Source organism: Acinetobacter sp. SFB, assembly GCF_001647545.1.
In the GTDB taxonomy this organism is placed as follows: domain Bacteria; phylum Pseudomonadota; class Gammaproteobacteria; order Pseudomonadales; family Moraxellaceae; genus Acinetobacter.
Genome location: NZ_LSZH01000011.1, coordinates 166,424 through 179,085, shown reverse-complemented (window position 1 = coordinate 179,085; position 12,662 = coordinate 166,424). Strand labels below are relative to the sequence as shown.

The following is a 12,662-nucleotide window of genomic DNA, read 5'->3' as shown; positions in this document are numbered from 1 at the left end:
TTACTTAAAGCGGTGAACTATTTTTATTGACTACAAATTTTGCTTTGTTGGCGGTGTATCTTGACCATAAATAGCCAACCACCAGACCAAGTCCCACAACAAATAAGATAAGGGAAGCATTTGACCAGACCAAAGCAGTTTCTTTGGTTAAAATGCCAAATAACAACCCAAAAATTGCCGGGGCGATGGACGCATTATTTCCTTCAGAAACCGTAGGGGTGAGTAAAATCGCAAATCCAATGATCCACGTAATTCCACCCAAAGGTTGAGGCAAGCGTTTCGCAATCGCATACCACGCCCAAAGAATAATCATACTTCCCAATACATAAACCGTGACAGCAATGCTGTCTTCAGGAATTGAATCGAGGAGAGAAAGAAAACTATTCATCGTGCAACTCCTGAATCGATTTTAGGCACCGCGCAACCCTTCTGGGGCAGGTTGATTAGGATTAATTAAACCTTCTGGTGGCACTTGAATAAAGAAGCCTTTGGTTTTAATTGAATCAATCACATGCAACACATTTACACGTGCCAATTTACGACTCTCAGAGATCTCTAAATCCATCACAAAAGTCGCACGACCAAATGCAATACGCATCGGCTCAGGTAAAACCTCAAGCGGACTTGCTGCTTCAGCTTCGTTTTCAGTTGGCTCAGGACGGGCAATGTAAAGATACATTTCATCTTTTTTGCTGGATTTGAAAATTGAACAATGCATAGTTGAAACAGTACTCATAAAACTTGGCTTAAGCATACAGCAAAAAAAAGACCGATACATTAGTGATTATTAACGCATCAGTCTTGATTTTGTATAAACGATAATTCTTTAAGCAATCTGTTTAAAAATTACTCAATCACCTTCATTTGGGTAGACAGATATTGTTCATCCGCATGCAGAACATCAATCAGTGGTTTGGTTAACAGCTCATAGCGCCAACCTAAAAGATAGGCAGGTAAATCCTGTTCGTCATTATGAAAAACCACATGTTGATACAGTGCATTCAGCCATTTTTTACGCATTAATACTTCTTTCGGTACGGTAGTTTCTTCCACTATCGCCTGAATAATGTTATCGACTTTTTCACCAATATCCTTGGAGGAATGACGAATTGGTCGTGCCATACGAAGTGGCCATTCCGCCTGTTGGGGTAAGAAGTTCAATAAATCCAGAATGGTCTTACCATGATCACGCACGATATTTTGACGAATATCTTTAATGCTGGATAACTGAAAATGATTACGTGGATTTTTTTCCACCAGATCAATCATAGTTGAAGTTTTCAGAATAAAACTGCGTGGATAATTCAGCGCTTTCACCATCTGTTCACGCCACACTGCCAGTTGCTGTAACTGCATCAATTGACGGCGTGAATGGCGGTAATTTCCCACATCATGGTAGAGCAAATCTAGTGGGGTTTCTTGACCAATCTCATGAGTTAAATGACGGCAATCTTCAATTGCAAACTCAAGCAAATTTTTCTCGGTTAATTCATGCTGAATTTTATTGGATAAATTCATCAAATAAAGCACATCATTGGCTGCATAAGTCAGCTGTTCCGGACTAAGCGGACGTGCCAGCCAATCAGATCGTGTCTGATCTTTGTCGATATCGATATCAAGTATTTGTTTCAACGCATTTTGATAACTAACTTGCAATCCATGTCCCAGAAAAGACAATCCCACTTGGGTATCAAAAACATTGCTTAGGCTTTTTTGCTGTGCATAGTGATAGATGAGATCGATATCTTCACTACAGGCATGAAAAATATTTTGCTGTGCTTGAAATAATTTTTGCCAAAATGCAGACAAATCCAGACTTGCCCCATCGAGCAAAAAGATTTGACCTGCAACATTAATCTGAAATACACCCAATTTAGGCCATAAGGTGTCGACTTTAATAAATTCTGTGTCTAATCCATAAATGGAGGTCTGCCCCATCAAATGCAAAATATTATCTAAGTCTTTTTGGTGCTGAATGAACTGAAACATATTACCGAGTCTAAAATCAGATTCTCTTTAAAAGTATATTAACCGATATATAACATTTAGATATAACAAAATTTATGTTTGTAGAATTTATTACTTTAATTTAAGCCTTTCTTTTAAACGAAAATCATTTCTTATATTTTTTTTGTATAAGTTTATATTTCAATGAGCTAAACGTTAGTTAAGTCTTGGTTTACTCTTTAAATGATAAAATAAGCACCTAAGTACTTATTTCATACGCATCCGGTTATGAACTGCCTGACTTAAAGTATGGCTATCAACATATTCAAGCTCTCCCCCTTGAGGAACCCCTTGAGCAATTCGGGTCATTTGTACAGGCAAATGCTTGCTCGCTTCAACCAAGTAATGTGCAGTTGCCTGACCTTCTACAGTGGCATTGGTGGCCAGGATCACTTCAGAAACATTGCCTTGACTCAAGCGCTGAATCAGATATGGAATACCAATTTCTTCAGGGCCAATCCCATCCAGTGGCGATAAATGCCCACCCAGCACATGGTATTTACCACGAAAACTGCCACTTTGTTCAATCGCCATCACATCTGCAGGTGATTCCACCACACAGAGCAGCTGATCATCACGTTCATGGGACAGGCAAATATCACAGACTTCATTTTCAGTCAGTGAATGACAAACGCTACATTCATGAATATAGGTGGTTGCTTCATTTAAAGCATGGGCCAAGCCTACGGCACCTTCCCGATTTTTCATGATCAGGTGTAATGCCATGCGCTGAGCCGATTTCGGCCCAACACTTGGCAAAATACGTAAAGCTTGTACCAGCTGATCAAACCGATCACTAAACACTCAACGTATTCCTTAGAACAAACCAGAAAGGCCAGGTGGCAAGCCCATACCGGAGTTAGCCGCTTTCATGCGTTCTTCAGAAACCGCTTCAGCTTGACGTGCAGCATCATTCATTGCAGCAGCAATCAAGTCTTCAATCATATCAGGATCGTCTTGCAGAAGTTCAGGACTGATTTCGATACGTTTTACCACGTTACGGCAAGTCATGGTCACTTTCACCAAACCACCGCCAGCTTCAGCATTCACTTCAGTCTGAGCAAGCTCTTCTTTGGCTTTTTTCATGTTGCTTTCAACATCTTTCTGCATGCGTTGCGCTTGCTGCATCAACATATTAATGTTCATAAAATTCTCCGAACAATTATTTTCTAAATCAGTGTTTATAAATTAGATTAAATCTAAACCACGACGAATGTCGCGAATAATATCATCAATATCTTCCAAACCAACAGATACACGAATTAAACCTTCACGAATACCTGCCGCTTCTTTTGCTTCCGCTGAGAGTTTACCGTGAGTTGTGGTCGCTGGGTGAGTAATTGTCGATTTCGCATCCCCTAAATTACCGGTGATAGAAATAAATTGGGTATTGTCAATGACTTTCCAAGCCCCTTCACGACCAGCTTTCACTTCAAATGAAACAATGCCGCCAAAACCAGTTTGTTGTTTTGCTGCAAGTTCATGACCCACATGCGAAGTTAAACCGGCGTAATACACTTTTTCAACTTTTTCATGATTGTTCAAGAATTCAGCCAGCTTTTGGGCACTTGCAGAATGTTCACGCATACGTAAACGTAAAGTTTCCAGACCTTTCAAAAATATCCATGCATTGAATGGGCTCATTGATGGACCGGTGGTACGCACATAACCAAATACTTCTTCAAGCAGTTTGTGATTACCCACCACAGCACCGCCCAAAGCACGGCCTTGACCATCTAAGTATTTAGTCGCTGAGTAAACCACCAAGTCGGCACCCAATTTAATCGGTTGTTGCAACACTGGCGTACAGAAGCTGTTATCAATGGCCAGCAATGCACCATTGGCATGGGCAAGATCTGCCAAGGCTTGAACATCGGCAACTTCAGCAAGCGGATTGGATGGAGATTCAACAAACAGTAACTTGGTTTCAGGCTTGATGGCATTTTTCCATGCTTGTAAATCTGTCAAATCAACAAAATCGACAGTTACACCAAATTTGGCCACGTATTTTTCAAACAAGGATACAGTTGAACCAAACACTGCACGTGAACAGATGACATGATCGCCCAATTTTAAATAGGACATTGCCACAGCCATAATGGCTGCCATACCCGAACTGGTTGCCACAGCACGTTCAGCACCTTCCAGGGCAGCTAAACGTTTTTCGAACATCGCTACAGTCGGATTGGTAAAACGTGAATAAATATTTCCCGGTTCTTGACCGGAAAATTTAGCGGCTGCTTCTGCTGCATTTTCATAAACAAATGAAGATGTCAGGAAAATTGGCTCGCTGTGTTCACCTTCAAAACTGCGTGTATGACCTGTACGGATGGCTAAAGTATCTAATTGGTATTCAATGTCGTCTTGTTGGCTCATCTTTCCTACCCAGTCCTTAGACTGCCGTTGCTAATAATTGCCAACATTTTGAGCGCCTATGGTATTTAAGGTCAAGGTATAATGCATAAATATCGCCTACACTTCGATCAATCCACTCATATGTTAGTACTCTCAGCAATGATTCAAGTTAAAAATAAAATTGCCAAACAGAAAAGCAAGCTTAAAAACCTGTCGACCAGTTTGTTTAATTCAAAGTCGCTGGTTTTATCGCAAACCACGCCTTATGAAGTCATTGCTGAATATAAACAAACTCGTGTGCGTTATTACGCTTCTCCAGACAAACAATATAAAGAACCACTGGTCTTTATTGCACCTTTAGCCATCAACATGGCAATTTATGACTTGTACCCTTACCGCTCGCTGGTCAAACATTTTCAAAATAGTGGTTTTGATGTTTATTTGGTCGAATGGGGACAATACAACTATAAAGATCGCTTCCTCAATTTTATGTCATTTATTGATGATGCAATTCCACATTGTATTGAGCAAATTCGCCAACATTCAAACAGCGATGAAATTTCACTGCATGGCTGGAGTATGTCCGGTGTATTCGTCATGCTGTATTGCGCACTGCATAAACCGAATTACGTTAAAAATTTGATTGTATTGGGCAGTCCGGTAGACAGTTACGCCTCAGGCCGTACCGGCAAACTGTTTCAAAAAGTCAATCAACTGATTGCTAAAAATAGAGCTCTGCAAAATAAAATCTTTTCTGAATCTTTACCTAAATATCTGATCCATACTCCGGGATTGCTAAATGCTTTCGGGTTTAAAATTATAGACCCTATAGGATGGATTCAAAGTCAAAAGCAACTGCTGCTTAATTTGGATAACACGCAAATTTTGTATGAACACGCCACCATGGGACATTTCCTCAACCGCATGATTGATTATCCCGGTGGTATCAATCAGGACATGATTTTTAATGTCTGGCTACAAAATCCGCTCAAAAATGGCGTTATCCAATTACAAGATAACAATATCGAATTAAAGAATATTGAGTGCTCTGTATTGGTGGGTGCGGGTCGTAGCGACCAAATCGTATCTGCAGAGGCGGTTAAGCCTTTAATTGAATTGACAAATAGTCAGGATGTCACGTTTACTCTTATTCCGGGTGGTCATTTAGGATTGATGTCGAGTCAATCTAGTGCCAATGAATTCTGGCCATTTATGACCACATGGCTAAAACATAGATCAAGCAAAATATAAAGGACACATCATGATTCAGTCAGTTGCATTCATCGGCTTAGGGGCGATGGGTTACCGCATGGCGGCACATTTACCTCAACATTTCGACACGGTCTATGTCTGGAACCGTAATTTCGAAAAAGCCCAACAGCATGCAACTGAGTTTGGTACGCAAGCAGTTGAACTTGAACAGGCAGTTCAAGCAGACATCATTTTTTCCTGCCTACCGACCAGCAAAGACGTCGAAGATTTGATTGCCAGTATCAAAATTAAATCCGGTGCTGTATGGGTGGATTGCACCAGTGGTGTTCCTGAATCGGCAAAAAAACTGGCAATCCAATTAAAAGAACAAGATGTAGATTTCCTTGATGCACCAGTCAGTGGTCAAACCATTGGGGCTGAAAATGCGACCTTAACTGTAATGATTGGCGGAGAAGCGAGTGCTTTTGAAAAGGCGCTACCTGCCATTCAAGCCTTTGGCAAGCTGATCAAACATGTCGGTGGCCCGGGCGCAGGATTTGCAGTTAAAGCTGTAAACAATATGTTATTGGCTGTAAATCTTTGTTCAGTGGCCGAAGGTTTTACTGCCCTTAAAGCACATGGCGTCAACCTGAATGAAGCCTTGGATTGTATTAATGCTTCAAGTGGCAAAAGTGGTGTAACGGAAACTGTGTTGCCGCAGCGTATTTTAAATCGAAGCTTCCCTCTGACCTTTGCCCTGCCGTTATTGGCCAAAGATACCGGGATTGCTTTAGACCTAGTTCGTGAAGCCAGACTTTCTGCGCCAGTGATTGCGCTTACTCAAAGTTTAATTCAGGCTTCCAGTGATTTAGCAGAAAAAGACAGTGACTTTTCTAGCGCTGTAAAAATGTATGAATCATGGAGTAAAATTACCCTTGAGTAATAAATCGCCATTGAATAATGATAACGAAACCTAATATTGTGTTTATGTGTTATACACAATGTTCTTACAGAGGAAACTCTCATGACTAAGTTAAGTGTTGCAATTTTTGCCAGTGTTGCAACTTTTATTGGGGCAAGTGCTTTTGCAGCAACGCCAGAGCAAGAATGTCAAAAATTGAAGAATGACCATGATGTCATTTACGCATCTAAAGGTTTTTGCTTTAAAGATCCTGATGCCAAGGCGAAGTTTGGCAATGATAATTGCTATACAACTAAACCAAAATTTTCAGAAAAAGAGCAACAACGACTTGACGCCATCAAAGATCGTCAGAAAGAATTGAACTGTAAATAATTACAGTTCAATTCACTTTTAAGGATTAGCCATGCTTTACGATGATCAAAATATTTTTGCACGAATTATTCGCAACGAAATTCCTGCAATTAAAGTCTATGAAGATGATCAAGTCCTTGCTTTTATGGACATCATGCCACAAGCTGAAGGTCACACGCTGGTTATCCCTAAAACCCCTGCGATCACATTACTCGATCTACCTCCTGAAGCTGCTGCGTATACCATTCAGATTGTGCAAAAAATTGCGCAAGCAATGGAAAAAGCCCTCGAAGTCAAAGGTATTGTACTAATGCAACTTTCAGGCGCATCTGCGGGTCAAACTGTTCCGCATGTACATTTTCACCTTATTCCAAGTTCGGTTCATGAGTTGGGCAAACATGCTTTAGACATGGGTGATCAAGAAAAAATCCAAGCCTTGGCTGAAAAAATTAAAGCTGCACTGTAATTTAAAATGAATTCAAAAAAAAATGGAGCTTCGGCTCCATTTTTTTATAAATATAGAATAAAAAAGAAATATTTAGTTTAAAGACCCATCTAAACACGTCATCAAACTGTCATTTGTCATTCACTTTTTTGTCACAAAGATTACAGATACTGCATAGCAAGTTGGTGAGCTTCTGTAACTTTTTGTACTTAGGCAAACTAAAAAAAGTGTCAAGTCAGGCAAATGCCATTTAGAACCGTGTTTTGGAGAAATCTCAATGAAAAAATTGCTTCTCGCTGCTGTTGTAGCGGCTATGGGGATGAGTGCAGCACAAGCAGCACCAACTGTATATGGTAAATTGAACGTAAGTGTTGACAGCTATGATAACGGCAAAGATTCAGTAACCGAACTAAACTCAAATGCTTCCCGTATTGGTGTTAAAGGGGAAGAGAAACTGACGGATAAACTCTCTGCTCTTTACCAAGCCGAATGGGAAGTAGATGTCGATGGTGGTGATGATGTCTTTAAAAAACGTAATATATTCGCCGGTTTAAAATGGGCTGATGTAGGTACCTTAAAAGCCGGTATTATGGACACCCCATTTAAAGATGCTGCTGGTGGATATCGTGATGTATTTAATGACTATGCACACGCTGATATTAAAGAAATGATGTACGGCGAAGAACGTGTAGAAAATGTGATTGGTATTGAAACCGATCCTAAACTGATGGGTGGTTTAGTATTTGCGCTTCAAGCTCAACAAGGCGAGTCGACAAGCAAAACAACTAAATATACTGATGGAGCACGTGACAGCCTTGGTGATGGTATCTCTACTTCACTTTCCTATGCCAATAAAGATCTAGGCTTCGAAGGTGTTATTGCAGGCAACTTCAAATCTATAGGTGACTTCGCTGCTGTTGGTATCTCAAATGCTCCAGCTGATGCCATCCGTGTTGGTGGTTCTTTCGACCTGGGTAAAATTGGTGCGACTGGCTTATATCTAGGCGCAATGTGGCAAACTGCTGAAATTTCAGATTACACCAATCTTCAAGCCTTTTCGGTTACACCCGCTTATGCAGGTGACTATAATAAAGTAGAAGAAAATGCATGGTTAATCTCTGCAACTTACAAACTTGCAAATACACCGTGGACGTTTAAAGCTCAATATCAACAAGCAGATACTGACTATGCAGTACTGGGTGGTGCGTCGGGCGATAGTTCTGTAGACCAATGGGGTATTGGTGCAGATTATAAATTAAACAGCCAAACCAAATTATTTGCTAACGCAATTCAACGTGAATGGGATAACTCACCTAAAAAAGGTAATGCTGATGAAAGTGTTTACGGTCTAGGCATGGAAATCAAATTCTAAAATTCGGTCTCTAAAATTTAAAATCCTTAACATGAGACTGCCTCGGGGCGGTCTTTTTATTTAAATCATATTCTCATAATCGCTTTCATAAATAAAATATCCAATATTTTATTTATCCTTGTTCCCTCGCCCTCAGTATTCTTCTCTTTTTAAAATCTGTATTTTAATTAAAATACAAATCAATCTCATTTAATAAATATCTTTTTAGTCAGATTATAAATATTCAACACTACTGTTTTAGTCAACTTTAAATATAATATCTTATCATTTTGATCGGGATTAAAAATATTATAACAAAGCATTTTAGTCAACTTTAAAACAATAAAAATTTAGTTTATTTTTTAACATATCAACAATACAAACTATTGTTTTTATTGAATTTAATAATATATTTTTACTTTAACTGTTTAATCTATTTATTTTTAGTTACTTTTTGTTTAATAATATCCATTATGTTTTGAAAATAGGCTTATTTGCATGAGCTTAATACCCAAAGATTTCAACCAAAAATTAGTTCGCGAGATAACAATCATATTAATAATTAAGATTGTTCTCTTGTTAACGATTAAACATATCTGGTTTGACACCCCTACTATTCCCAAAAATTTTGATTCTCAAGTTGCCGAGCATATTGCCGGCAGTCCTTCCCAAATCCAGGAGACACGTTGATGATTTCTGAAAGCGTGGTCGATCTTTCGCGGTTCCAATTTGCAATGACCGCGTTGTATCACTTTATATTTGTACCTCTTACTCTCGGTCTGGCTTTTATTCTTGCCATTATGGAAACCACCTATGTGATTTCCGGTAAAGAAATTTATAGAGACATGACCAAATTCTGGGGCAAACTCTTCGGTATTAACTTCGCTTTAGGAGTGACTACTGGTTTAACCATGGAATTCCAGTTTGGCACAAACTGGGCCTATTATTCTCACTATGTAGGTGACATTTTTGGTGCGCCACTTGCTATTGAAGGTCTGATGGCATTCTTCCTCGAATCAACTTTTATTGGTTTATTCTTCTTCGGCTGGGATCGACTTTCCAAAGTTCAGCATTTAGGCGTGACTTGGCTGGTTGCACTTGGTTCAAACATGTCCGCACTTTGGATTTTAGTTGCCAATGGCTGGATGCAAAACCCTGTCGGTGCAGCATTTAACTTTGAAACCATGCGTATGGAGTTGGTTGATTTCGGCGCACTGATTTTCAACCCGGTGGCTCAGGTTAAATTTGTCCATACGGTATCTTCAGGTTATGTGACTGGGGCAGTTTTCGTTCTGGCAATTTCCAGCTTCTACATGCTCAAAAAACGTGACCTGCCTTTTGCACGTCGCTCTTTCGCCATTGCTGCCATCTTTGGTTTAGCCTCAACATTCTCCGTTATTTTACTGGGCGATGAATCAGGTTATGAACTGGGTGATGTACAAAAAACCAAATTAGCTGCAATTGAAGCAGAATGGGAAACTCACCCTGCTCCAGCACCCTTCACCTTGTTTGGTATTCCAAATCAACAAGAACAACGTACTGACTACGCTATTCGCATTCCATATGTGATGGGTATCATTGCGACTCGTTCTCTTGATAAAGAAGTGACTGGGTTAAAAGATCTGATGGTTCAACATGAGCTTCGTATTCGCAATGGCATGAATGCCTATGCCGAACTTGAAAAACTTCGTGCAGGCGATCGCTCACCAGCGCTTATGGCTTCTTTCCAAGAAAACCAAAAAGATCTGGGTTATGGCTTGCTTCTTAAAAAATACACGTCGAATGTCGTTGATGCTTCTGAAGAGCAAATTAAGGCAGCAACCAAGGATACTATTCCTAACGTAACTGCCCTGTTCTTCTCATTCCGCGCCATGGTGGCTTCAGGTTTCTTAATGCTGCTTTTATTTATCCTTGCAACTTATGCAGTGGCTAAACGCAATGCAGAGAATAAACCTTGGCTACTTAAATTTGCACTTTACGGACTTCCATTGCCTTGGATCGCTACACAAACAGGCTGGTACGTGGCTGAAGGTGGTCGTCAGCCATGGACAATTGGTGAGATTTTACCTACCCACCTGTCTACTTCTAGCTTAAGCACTGGTGACATTTGGGGTTCAATCATTGCGCTTGCAGCGTTCTATACCGTACTTCTGATTATCGAAATGTACTTGATGATCAAATTTGCTCGCTTAGGTCCAAGTTCTTTACATACTGGTAAATACCATTTTGAAAAAGATGATGCTCAAAACCAGACTGCTGCGGAGACTCAATCATGATCGAATATGAACTTCTCAAAATTATCTGGTGGGTATTGGTTGGTGTATTGCTGATTGGCTTTGCCCTCACCGATGGTTTCGACATGGGCTCCATGGCAATCATGCCGTTCGTAGGTAAAAATGATGACGAACGTCGTGCGGCTATCAATACCATTGCCCCACACTGGGACGGCAACCAGGTCTGGTTCATTACTGCCGGTGGTGCACTCTTCGCTGCATGGCCTATGGTTTATGCCACAGCCTTTTCTGGCATGTATTGGGCACTGCTTCTGGTTTTGTTCGCCTTATTCTTACGACCTGTGGGTTTTGACTATCGCTCTAAACTAGAAAATACCAAATGGCGTACGTCTTGGGATTGGGGTTTAGCTATCGGTGGTGCTGTCCCAGCCTTGGTCTTTGGTGTGGCGTTCGGCAACATGTTTCTGGGCGTTCCATTTACCCTAGATGAAACTGTGCGATCAACCTACACAGGTAGCTTCTTTGCACTGCTTAATCCATTTGCAGTGATTTGCGGTTTAGTCAGCTTATCAATGCTATGTTCACATGGTGGTGCTTGGTTGATGCTACGTACCGATGGTGCGTTACGAAACCGTTCTGCTAAAGCGACGCAAATCATGGGGTTGGTTTACCTCATTTGCTTCCTAGGTGCAGGTGCATGGTTATACTTCGGTGGGATTGAAGGTTATACCTTGGTAGAACCATTTGATACCAATGGGGTTGCCAATCCTTTAGCCAAAGAAGTGCTTACCAATAGCAACCATGGCTGGATGAACAACTACTCGACTTACCCAATTACGATGCTTGCACCAATCACAGGTATTCTTGGCGGGATTATCGTGGTGCTTGCTGCGGGTAAAAACAAGGCAGGTTTCAGCTTCCTCGGTTCGAGTCTTGCAGTTATCGGTTCAATCCTGACTGCCGGTTTTGCACTGTTCCCATTCTTAATGCCATCTAGTCTTAATCCTGCAATTAGTCTTACCATGTGGGATGCAGTTTCGAGTAAAAATACGCTCACTGTAATGACTGTAGCGGCTGGTATTTTTGTCCCACTCATTTTGATATACACCACTTGGTGTTACTACAAAATGTGGGGTGTGATCACCAATAAACACGTTCAGGATAATTCACACAGCCTTTACTAAGCTTGTGTGCAAGGAGAATAGATATGTGGTATTTCGCTTGGATTCTTGGAATTTTAATGGCGTGTTTTGCAGGTGTACTTAGCGCACTTTACATTGAACACAATCAAGATTTGGATAAGGAATAGAAAATGACTGAAGTTGCAATAACAACAGAGACTAAAAAGCCGAACAAGTTTGCAATGGCCATTTCATTTTTGTTGGCATTGCCACTTGCAGCCGTTTTATTGATTCATCCAGCAATGATGCTAGATGTAAATGGTGAATACAGTCACCGTAGCATGATGTATATCATGATCGGTATTTCAGGTGGTTTTATTCATGGTGTGGGTTTTATACCAAAGTTCTGGTTATGGAAATGGTTATTTAGCCCATTTCTGGCATGGCCGCTGATGCTTTGGGGTTACTACACCTGGTTACTCGCCTAAACATTGACTGTAAAAAAGCCCTCAATTGAGGGCTTTTTTATGACCTATAACAAACAACATTCGTTTTGGACAGATCGTTAAAAAAAATATCACTTAGAAAATCAGAATCATGTAATAACCTTTAAGTTATTATTTTAATATGCTTAATATGCTTAATATGCTTAATATGCTTAATATGCTTAATATGCTTAATATGC

Annotated in this window: 16 protein-coding genes; 10 read left to right on the top strand and 6 right to left on the bottom strand. The window is 40.3% G+C overall.

Annotation, left to right across the window (positions count from 1 at the left end; all coding sequences use genetic code 11):
- Nucleotides 1-4 precede the first annotated feature (4 nt).
- The 6 genes from AY606_RS05375 to AY606_RS05350 all read right to left on the bottom strand — a co-directional run bounded on the left by AY606_RS05375 (nucleotide 5) and on the right by AY606_RS05350 (nucleotide 4,383).
- A complete protein-coding gene (locus AY606_RS05375) occupies nucleotides 5-388 on the bottom strand; it encodes a hypothetical protein (RefSeq protein ID WP_067865861.1) in 384 nt (127 codons plus the stop codon).
- 21 nt (nucleotides 389-409) lie between these two features.
- Entirely contained in the window at nucleotides 410-718 is a 309-nt protein-coding gene (locus AY606_RS05370) for a YcgL domain-containing protein (RefSeq protein ID WP_067865858.1), read from the bottom strand.
- 128 nt (nucleotides 719-846) lie between these two features.
- Nucleotides 847-1,989, bottom strand: coding sequence for a ribonuclease D (locus tag AY606_RS05365; RefSeq protein ID WP_067865855.1), 1,143 nt, complete (start codon nucleotides 1,987-1,989; stop codon nucleotides 847-849).
- 225 nt (nucleotides 1,990-2,214) lie between these two features.
- Complete coding sequence (recR, locus tag AY606_RS05360; RefSeq protein ID WP_067865852.1) at nucleotides 2,215-2,811, bottom strand: recombination mediator RecR; 597 nt, start codon at nucleotides 2,809-2,811, stop codon at nucleotides 2,215-2,217.
- 12 nt (nucleotides 2,812-2,823) lie between these two features.
- Nucleotides 2,824-3,153 (bottom strand): YbaB/EbfC family nucleoid-associated protein, encoded by a 330-nt coding sequence (locus AY606_RS05355; protein WP_067865849.1) that lies wholly within the window; start codon nucleotides 3,151-3,153, stop codon nucleotides 2,824-2,826.
- 42 nt (nucleotides 3,154-3,195) lie between these two features.
- Complete coding sequence (locus AY606_RS05350) at nucleotides 3,196-4,383, bottom strand: O-succinylhomoserine sulfhydrylase (RefSeq protein WP_067865846.1); 1,188 nt, start codon at nucleotides 4,381-4,383, stop codon at nucleotides 3,196-3,198.
- Between the two features lie 138 nt (nucleotides 4,384-4,521).
- Between AY606_RS05350 and AY606_RS05345 the strand changes: the two genes are divergently transcribed.
- The 10 genes from AY606_RS05345 to AY606_RS05300 all read left to right on the top strand — a co-directional run bounded on the left by AY606_RS05345 (nucleotide 4,522) and on the right by AY606_RS05300 (nucleotide 12,465).
- Nucleotides 4,522-5,613, top strand: coding sequence for an alpha/beta fold hydrolase (locus AY606_RS05345; protein WP_067866604.1), 1,092 nt, complete (start codon nucleotides 4,522-4,524; stop codon nucleotides 5,611-5,613).
- Between the two features lie 10 nt (nucleotides 5,614-5,623).
- Nucleotides 5,624-6,496 carry an NAD(P)-dependent oxidoreductase gene (locus AY606_RS05340; RefSeq protein WP_067865842.1) on the top strand — a complete coding sequence of 291 codons (873 nt, stop codon included), beginning with the start codon at nucleotides 5,624-5,626 and terminating at the stop codon, nucleotides 6,494-6,496.
- A gap of 81 nt (nucleotides 6,497-6,577) precedes the next feature.
- On the top strand, nucleotides 6,578-6,847 hold the full coding sequence (locus tag AY606_RS05335) for a YARHG domain-containing protein (protein WP_067724748.1): 270 nt from the start codon (nucleotides 6,578-6,580) through the stop codon (nucleotides 6,845-6,847).
- A gap of 31 nt (nucleotides 6,848-6,878) precedes the next feature.
- On the top strand, nucleotides 6,879-7,292 hold the full coding sequence (locus AY606_RS05330; RefSeq protein ID WP_067865839.1) for an HIT family protein: 414 nt from the start codon (nucleotides 6,879-6,881) through the stop codon (nucleotides 7,290-7,292).
- Between the two features lie 256 nt (nucleotides 7,293-7,548).
- The gene (locus tag AY606_RS05325; RefSeq protein ID WP_067865835.1) at nucleotides 7,549-8,643 is read left to right on the top strand and encodes a porin; all 1,095 of its coding nucleotides are present in this window, start codon (nucleotides 7,549-7,551) and stop codon (nucleotides 8,641-8,643) included.
- 477 nt (nucleotides 8,644-9,120) lie between these two features.
- Nucleotides 9,121-9,312: a cytochrome oxidase putative small subunit CydP gene (gene cydP, locus AY606_RS05320; RefSeq protein WP_067865832.1), complete on the top strand. Its 192-nt coding sequence runs from the start codon at nucleotides 9,121-9,123 to the stop codon at nucleotides 9,310-9,312.
- Entirely contained in the window at nucleotides 9,312-10,898 is a 1,587-nt protein-coding gene (locus AY606_RS05315) for a cytochrome ubiquinol oxidase subunit I (protein WP_067865829.1), read from the top strand. The genes cydP and AY606_RS05315 overlap by 1 nt, the downstream gene beginning before the upstream one ends.
- Nucleotides 10,895-12,040 (top strand): cytochrome d ubiquinol oxidase subunit II, encoded by a 1,146-nt coding sequence (cydB, locus tag AY606_RS05310; RefSeq protein WP_067865826.1) that lies wholly within the window; start codon nucleotides 10,895-10,897, stop codon nucleotides 12,038-12,040. The genes AY606_RS05315 and cydB overlap by 4 nt, the downstream gene beginning before the upstream one ends.
- A gap of 23 nt (nucleotides 12,041-12,063) precedes the next feature.
- Nucleotides 12,064-12,165, top strand: a complete 102-nt coding sequence (gene cydX, locus AY606_RS05305; protein WP_067865823.1) for a cytochrome bd-I oxidase subunit CydX — start codon at nucleotides 12,064-12,066, stop codon at nucleotides 12,163-12,165.
- A 3-nt stretch (nucleotides 12,166-12,168) separates the two neighbouring features.
- Nucleotides 12,169-12,465, top strand: a complete 297-nt coding sequence (locus tag AY606_RS05300; protein ID WP_067865820.1) for a cyd operon YbgE family protein — start codon at nucleotides 12,169-12,171, stop codon at nucleotides 12,463-12,465.
- The last annotated feature ends 197 nt before the right edge of the window (nucleotides 12,466-12,662 follow it).

Coding starts and splice junctions, on each gene's coding strand:
- AY606_RS05375 (WP_067865861.1), bottom strand. CDS start 388: ATGAATAGTTTTCTTTCTCTCCTCGATTCAATTCCTGAAGACAGCATT.
- AY606_RS05370 (WP_067865858.1), bottom strand. CDS start 718: ATGCATTGTTCAATTTTCAAATCCAGCAAAAAAGATGAAATGTATCTT.
- AY606_RS05365 (WP_067865855.1), bottom strand. CDS start 1,989: ATGTTTCAGTTCATTCAGCACCAAAAAGACTTAGATAATATTTTGCAT.
- AY606_RS05355 (WP_067865849.1), bottom strand. CDS start 3,153: ATGAACATTAATATGTTGATGCAGCAAGCGCAACGCATGCAGAAAGAT.
- AY606_RS05350 (WP_067865846.1), bottom strand. CDS start 4,383: ATGAGCCAACAAGACGACATTGAATACCAATTAGATACTTTAGCCATC.
- AY606_RS05345 (WP_067866604.1), top strand. CDS start 4,522: ATGATTCAAGTTAAAAATAAAATTGCCAAACAGAAAAGCAAGCTTAAA.
- AY606_RS05340 (WP_067865842.1), top strand. CDS start 5,624: ATGATTCAGTCAGTTGCATTCATCGGCTTAGGGGCGATGGGTTACCGC.
- AY606_RS05335 (WP_067724748.1), top strand. CDS start 6,578: ATGACTAAGTTAAGTGTTGCAATTTTTGCCAGTGTTGCAACTTTTATT.
- AY606_RS05330 (WP_067865839.1), top strand. CDS start 6,879: ATGCTTTACGATGATCAAAATATTTTTGCACGAATTATTCGCAACGAA.
- AY606_RS05325 (WP_067865835.1), top strand. CDS start 7,549: ATGAAAAAATTGCTTCTCGCTGCTGTTGTAGCGGCTATGGGGATGAGT.
- cydP (WP_067865832.1), top strand. CDS start 9,121: ATGAGCTTAATACCCAAAGATTTCAACCAAAAATTAGTTCGCGAGATA.
- AY606_RS05315 (WP_067865829.1), top strand. CDS start 9,312: ATGATTTCTGAAAGCGTGGTCGATCTTTCGCGGTTCCAATTTGCAATG.
- cydB (WP_067865826.1), top strand. CDS start 10,895: ATGATCGAATATGAACTTCTCAAAATTATCTGGTGGGTATTGGTTGGT.
- cydX (WP_067865823.1), top strand. CDS start 12,064: ATGTGGTATTTCGCTTGGATTCTTGGAATTTTAATGGCGTGTTTTGCA.
- AY606_RS05300 (WP_067865820.1), top strand. CDS start 12,169: ATGACTGAAGTTGCAATAACAACAGAGACTAAAAAGCCGAACAAGTTT.